The 2,687-nt window shown below is 72.2% G+C and carries 2 protein-coding genes and 1 pseudogene; all 3 read left to right on the plus strand.

Annotated elements, in window-relative coordinates; translation table 11 throughout:
• Window positions 1-392, plus strand: a pseudogene (locus GWI24_RS43165) (hypothetical protein); the annotation flags it as partial.
• On the plus strand, window positions 389-1,444 hold the full coding sequence (locus GWI24_RS43170) for a TrkA family potassium uptake protein (RefSeq protein WP_210951478.1): 1,056 nt from the start codon (window positions 389-391) through the stop codon (window positions 1,442-1,444). The pseudogene GWI24_RS43165 and the gene GWI24_RS43170, both read left to right, overlap by 4 nt.
• Before the next feature lie 10 nt (window positions 1,445-1,454).
• The gene (locus GWI24_RS43175) at window positions 1,455-2,432 is read left to right on the plus strand and encodes an NAD(P)H-quinone oxidoreductase (RefSeq protein ID WP_210951479.1); all 978 of its coding nucleotides are present in this window, start codon (window positions 1,455-1,457) and stop codon (window positions 2,430-2,432) included.
• Window positions 2,433-2,687: the final 255 nt, after the last annotated feature.

Raw genomic sequence — 2,687 nt, forward strand, 5'->3', positions numbered from 1 at the left:
TGCTGACCCTCGCGGAGCCGCTGCTGCGGACGCTGACGGGCCGCCCGGCCCCGGACCCCGGCCCGGCCCCGCTGGCCGAGGCCGTGCAGGGGCATCCGCGGGACACCCGGCTGGTCCCCGTGACCTTCCGGCAGGACGCGGCGGTGCCGCTGCGCTTCAACGGCCCGGCGATGCTGCGCGGCATCGCGGTGGCCGACGGGCTCGCCGTGATCCCGCCCGGCGGGGCGAAGCGCGGCACGGAGGTCGACGTACTGGATCTCCCGTGGTCGGCGAGCGCGGCAGAGCAACCGAGCCACCCGGACCAAGCGCGTCGGCGCGACGACCAGGCGCGTCAACGCACAGCCGAGGCTACCGACGGCGAGGACATATCCCCCCAGGAGGGCCCGGCGTGAAGCTGCCCAGCCATGACGCGGCCGCTCGCACCCCCGGGGACGGCGGCCATCGCGTCCATCTGCCCCACTTCCCCGCGGGCCCGCTGCGCCAGGTCGCCCGTCGGTTGCTGGTGGCGCTGCTGGTGCTGGTGCTGACGGTGGCCATCGTGTACGTCGACCGCGCCGGCTACCACGACAACGCCGACGAGCAGGTCGACTTCCTCGACTCCGTCTACTACTCGACCGTCACGCTGTCCACGACCGGCTACGGCGACATCGTGCCGTACAGCGACAGCGCGCGGCTCAGTAACATCCTGCTGGTCACGCCGCTGCGCGTGCTCTTTCTGATCATCCTGGTCGGCACCACCCTGGAAGTCCTGGCCGAACGCACCCGCGAGCAGTACCGCTTGAACCGCTGGAGGTCAGCGTTGCGCGATCACACCGTCGTAGTGGGCTTCGGTACGAAGGGGCGGTCCGCGGTGGAGACCCTTTGCGCGACGGGGCTGCCCAAGAACCGGGTGGTCGTGGTGGACCCCAACCACAAGGTGATCGAGGCGGCCAACGCCGAGGGGTTCGCGGGCGTCGTCGGCGACGCGACCCGCAGCGATGTGCTGTTGCGGGCGGAGGCGCAGCGCGCCCGCCAGTTCGTGATCGCCACCCAGCGCGATGACACCGCCGTCCTGGTCACGCTGACGGCCCGGCAGCTCAACCGGGGCGCCAACATCGTGGCGGCGGTGCGCGAGGAGGAGAACGCGCCGCTGCTGCGCCAGTCCGGAGCCGACGCGGTGATCACCAGCGCCAGCGCGGCGGGCCGTCTCCTGGGCATGAGCGTGCAGAGCCCGACGGCCGGTGCGGTGATCGAGGATCTGATCCAGCAGGGCACGGGCCTGGACCTGGTGGAGCGCACGGTGGTGAAGGCCGAGGTGGGCAAGTCGGTGCGGGACACGGAGGACCTCGTGGTGTCCGTGCTGCGCGGCCATCGTCTCCTCGCGTACGACGACCCCGACGCCAGCCCGCTGCAGGCGGCCGACCGCTTGATCACAATCGTTCGCGCGCCGATGGTCCAGGAGTAGCCTCGCGCCCATGCATGCGATCACGATTCCCGAACCCGGTGGCCCCGAAGCCCTGGTATGGGCGGAGGTCCCCGATCCCGTGCCCGGTGAGGGCGAGGTCCTGGTCGACGTGGCGGCCGCCGGCGTCAATCGCGCGGATGTGCTCCAGCGCCAGGGCCACTATCCGCCGCCGCCCGGAGCCTCGCCCTATGCCGGTCTGGAGTGCTCGGGCCGGATCTCGGCGCTCGGCCCCGGCGTCACCGGCTGGGCGGTGGGCGACGAGGTGTGCGCCCTGCTCGCGGGCGGTGGATACGCCGAGAAGGTGGCGGTTCCCTCGGGGCAGCTGCTGCCCCTCCCCGAGGGCGTGGACCTGGTGACTGCCGCAGCGCTGCCCGAGGTGACCGCCACCGTCTGGTCCAACGTCTTCATGATCTCCCATCTCCGGCCGGGCGAGACGCTGTTGGCGCACGGCGGATCGAGCGGCATCGGCACCATGGCGATCCAGCTCGCGAAGGCGGTCGGGGCGCGGGTCGCGGTGACCGCGGGCGGGCCGGAGAAGCTGGCCGCCTGCCAGGAGCTCGGCGCCGACATCCTGATCGACTACCGCGAGCAGGACTTCGTCGAGGAGATCCGCCGGGCCACCGACGGCGCGGGCGCGGACGTCATCCTGGACATCGTCGGCGCGAAGTACCTCGCCCGGAATCTGGAGACGCTCGCCCTCAACGGACGGCTGGCGATCATCGGGCTCCAGGGCGGGGTGAAGGCCGAGCTGAACCTGGCCACGCTGCTGTCCAAGAGCGCCGCCGTGACGGCCACCGGGCTGCGGGGCCGCTCGCTGGCGCAGAAGTCGGCGATCATCGCGGCGGTACGGGAGCATGTCTGGCCGCTGATCGGCGGCGGCCGGGTCCGCCCGATCGTCCACAGCACCGTCCCGATGCGGGAGGCCCCGGAGGCCCACCGGCTGCTGGAGTCCAGCGCGCATGTGGGCAAGATCCTCCTGACGACCTGAGCACCGCGGGTCCGTACGGCGGCGCCGCCGCGATCCTTACGGCGGGCGCCGCGGCCCTTACGGCGCTGTCGCGGTCCTTACGGCGGGCGCCGCGGTCCTTACGGCTGGCCCGCGGTCCTTACGGTCGTACCGGAGTCCGTACGGCGGCGTTCAGGATGCCCGGTCCCTACCCTCATGTGACGCTGATCCCGTTACGCAACGGTTCGGCACGGGAGAGTGACCACCGTGAACCCTGCGACGCTTCGTACACTCCCC

This window comes from Streptomyces sp. MK37H (assembly GCF_018035285.1).
Classification (GTDB): Bacteria; Actinomycetota; Actinomycetes; order Streptomycetales; family Streptomycetaceae; genus Streptomyces; species Streptomyces endocoffeicus.

What these genes read in the sequence shown, in the direction of transcription:
- GWI24_RS43175 (WP_210951479.1), top strand. Translation starts at nt 1,455, where the DNA reads ATGCATGCGATCACGATTCCCGAACCCGGTGGCCCCGAAGCCCTGGTA.